Origin of the sequence: Segeticoccus rhizosphaerae, from assembly GCF_009192725.1 — a bacterium.
Classification (GTDB): Bacteria; Actinomycetota; Actinomycetes; order Actinomycetales; family Dermatophilaceae; genus Segeticoccus; species Segeticoccus rhizosphaerae.
Genome location: NZ_VOHR01000437.1, coordinates 1 through 2,585 on the forward strand (window position 1 = coordinate 1; position 2,585 = coordinate 2,585).

At 71.0% G+C, this 2,585-nt stretch carries 3 protein-coding genes and 2 tRNA genes; 4 read left to right on the forward strand and 1 reads right to left on the reverse strand.

Going from position 1 to position 2,585, the window contains the following annotated elements; all coding sequences use genetic code 11:
- From FRW57_RS20225 to FRW57_RS20235, 4 genes are all read left to right on the forward strand, one after another.
- Positions 1–434, forward strand: a 434-nt coding sequence (locus FRW57_RS20225) for a DUF3566 domain-containing protein (RefSeq protein WP_238999511.1), incomplete at its 5' end; no start/stop codon positions are given.
- A 169-nt stretch (positions 435–603) separates the two neighbouring features.
- Positions 604–680: transfer RNA gene (locus FRW57_RS20230), tRNA-Ile, on the forward strand.
- Positions 681–711: 31 nt separating this feature from the next.
- Positions 712–843: a DLW-39 family protein gene (locus FRW57_RS24595; RefSeq protein ID WP_238384423.1), complete on the forward strand. Its 132-nt coding sequence runs from the start codon at positions 712–714 to the stop codon at positions 841–843.
- Between the two features lie 24 nt (positions 844–867).
- Positions 868–940, forward strand: a tRNA-Ala gene (locus FRW57_RS20235).
- 64 nt (positions 941–1,004) lie between these two features.
- Here the strand turns inward: FRW57_RS20235 and FRW57_RS20240 are convergent.
- Entirely contained in the window at positions 1,005–2,213 is a 1,209-nt protein-coding gene (locus FRW57_RS20240; protein ID WP_152186905.1) for a hypothetical protein, read from the reverse strand.
- Positions 2,214–2,585: the final 372 nt, after the last annotated feature.

Genomic DNA, 2,585 nt, shown 5'->3' on the forward strand with positions numbered 1-2,585 from the left:
CACCCGGCCGGGCACCGTCCGGCGCGCGGCCCGCCGGAGCCCGCCCCCGGGTCGGGCGTTCCGCTCCGCGCCGGGTCAAGCTGACCGTCTCGCGGGTGGACCCCTGGTCGGTCATGAAGATCTCGTTCCTCATCTCGGTCGCCCTCGGCATCGCCGGGGTGATCCTGATGGCCGTGATCTGGACCCTGCTGTCCGGCATGGGCGTGTTCGCCGACGTCAACGGCATCGTCCACGACCTGACCCAGGGCGAGACCAACCCGAGCACCTTCGACCTGATGGACTACATCGGCTTCGGCCGCGTGGTGTCGCTCTCGGTCGTGATCGGGGTTATCGACATCATCCTGTTGACCGCCATCGCGACGCTCGGCGCCTTCCTCTACAACATCTGCGCCTCCCTCGTGGGCGGTCTGCAGATGACTCTCTCGGACGACTGACCGCCGGCCGACCAGCCATCCGGCGCACGCGGCATACTCGATCGGCCGGCACCTCCGGTTGCGTCCGGGACGGCCGTTTTGATCGACTCCGCGCCGGTGGGGTAACCTCGTCCAGCGCGGTGGGCGCGACGATCCGGTCGCGTCGGCTGCGCAGTCGCAGACGGTGCACGGGCCTATAGCTCAGACGGTTAGAGCGCTTCCCTGATAAGGAAGAGGCCGGAGGTTCAAGTCCTCCTAGGCCCACCATCTCTGCTCGTCCTGACTCAGGGAGTCCGTCATGGTCAAGAAGCTCGTGCTGCTGCTGGCAACCGCTGCCGGCGCCGCGTTCGTGCAGAAGAAGATGAAGGACCAGCAGGCCGAGCAGGACCTCTGGGCCGCGGCGACCGACCGCGTGCCGCCGCGCGACTGAGCAAGCACAACTGAACAACCCCTCGGGGGCGTGGCGCAATTGGTAGCGCACCTGCTTTGCAAGCAGGGGGTTGTCGGTTCGAGTCCGATCGCCTCCACCCGAGTGACGAGCCGCCGCGCAGGGATGACCCTACGCATGGACCTGCCGGTGTGCCGTGTGCCTCAGCCGCGCTCCGGCCGCAGCCGACGCCGGGTGGCCTCGGTCAGCCTCCCCCGCAGCACGCGTGCAAGGTGCCGTGTGGGCACGCCGTCCAGGGTGGGCGTCGGTGGTGGCCAGCCGGTGCGCACCTCGCCGAAGTCGGGCCCGCGCCGCATCGAGCCGGACAGCGCTCCCACAACCAGGTGCACCATGAGGCGAAGCTGCACCGGACCGGGCAGCTTCGCCTTGGGCGTCGGTGCCGCCCGCTGCGCCAGGTGCCCCAGGTCACCGACGACCCGGACACCGCTGGCGGCGATCTGCTCGACGGCCTCGGCACCGAACCGGGCAGAGCGGTCGAGGGCCCATCCCGGCGTGCTGATCGGCCCTTCGCCGGGCCCGGGCTCGCGCTCGGTGAGGATGCGGCGGAAGGCACCGTCGCGGATCACCTGCTGGTAGTCCGCCCACGGCACCTCGTGTCGGGCCACGTGCCCGTTGACCCGGCGCAGCAGCTCGCACTCCAGCGCGGACATCGACCGGTTGGCACGGTCTCCCGGCGGGCGGGTGAGGAAGTCCTCCTCGAGGCCGAGCATCCGCTCGAACACGTGGTAGAGCCAGGTGTGGTCCCGCTCGTCCAGCACCGCGGCCGTCAGGCGCTCCGGGCCCACGACGCCGGCCCACCGGTCGATCAGCGAGCCGTGGTCGTGCCGGGTCCAGAACGCCTGCTCCGCTCGTGCCTCTGGCGAGTCGGTGAGGACCTGCTTCAGCCACTGCTCGTAGTGGCGTCTGCGCCCGCTCTTGAGTGTCTGCTGCCACGACGAGGGGAGGATCCGCGCGAGCGGCCGCAGCGTGACGACGACGTGCACCCTGTCGCCGCCGAGCGCCGAGCAGACCTGCTCCGCCTGCGCGGCGCTGGCGACGTCGAAGAACTCGCTACTGAGCACGACCCGACCACGCGTCCGCCGCACCCGCGACGCGAGCCGCTCCCACTCCTGCTCCGGGAAGGTTCCTCCCCCACGGCCCCTGAACCCGAAGCCGAGGCCCAGCGCCGCCATCGCTTCCCGGGAGTGCTGGTTGCCCCGCCCCGGATAGGCGATGTCGCGCTCGGCCAGCCGGTCTCGCGACGCAGCCAGGGCCGCCTGGATCGCGGTCGTGCCCGTCTTGTGCGGGCCGATGTGCAGCAGCACCGCGTCCCGCGGCAGTGGCTCCAGATCTGCTGGTGTCGTCCCGTTCACACCGCGAAGCAAAGCACACGGGGTATGCCGTGACCGCGAGCGGCTGCCGTGACCGCCAGCGGCGGGGCGCGTCGCCCCTCCTCCCGGCGCGCTCCTGGCTCGGTCGACCGGTCAGGTTCGAGCGCGCCTCGTGCACAGTTTGCGGGTCGACCTGCGCGATCCGGCGCCGCGTTCTAGCATCAAGACGCTCATCACACTGCCGGTCGAGACCATCACGTCCCGGTCGACCTGGCCCTTGGAGAACCCATGAGAGCATCCCTGCCACGACCGCTGCCCGCTTCCTCGTCGCGCCACCGCGGCGTCCGAGCGGCATCACGAGGACGGCGTCGGGTGCGCGCCGGCGCGCTGGTCGGCGCCGGCGCGTTGACGGCT

What these genes read in the sequence shown, in the direction of transcription:
- FRW57_RS24595 (WP_238384423.1), top strand. Translation starts at nt 712, where the DNA reads ATGGTCAAGAAGCTCGTGCTGCTGCTGGCAACCGCTGCCGGCGCCGCG.